Source organism: Micrococcus sp. GbtcB5, assembly GCF_019091605.1.
GTDB lineage: Bacteria > Actinomycetota > Actinomycetes > Actinomycetales > Micrococcaceae > Micrococcus > Micrococcus luteus.
This window is the reverse complement of the sequence record NZ_JAGXJK010000188.1, coordinates 1-274: the sequence shown is the minus strand read 5'-3', so window position 1 is coordinate 274 and position 274 is coordinate 1. Positions and strand designations below refer to the sequence as shown.

Below are 274 nucleotides of genomic sequence, written 5' to 3'. Positions count from 1 at the left end.
AACCGGGGATGGGCCTGCCGGGCGACCCGCACAGCCCGGGCTCGAAGGGCTGCGGGACGGTCATGCGCTCGGCCCCGTACGGGATGGTGCCGGGGCACGAGGACCCGCACGTCGTGTCCCTCGCCCGCCAGGGGGCCGCCCTCACGCACGGCCACCCCACCGCGTGGGTCGCGGCGGCCGCGTACGCCCTCGTCATCGCGGCCCTGTTGCGCGGCCTGGACCTGGCCGCCGCGGTCGCGCACGCCCGCGCGTGGCTCGACGGCCTGGGCGAGGA

The 274-nt window shown here is 78.8% G+C and carries 1 protein-coding gene; it reads left to right on the top strand.

Translation table 11 applies throughout. The annotated features are described in order from the left end of the window. The coding region (locus tag KVS67_RS11980) for an ADP-ribosylglycohydrolase family protein (RefSeq protein ID WP_217565446.1) at positions 1 to 274 on the top strand (274 nt) is incomplete at both ends.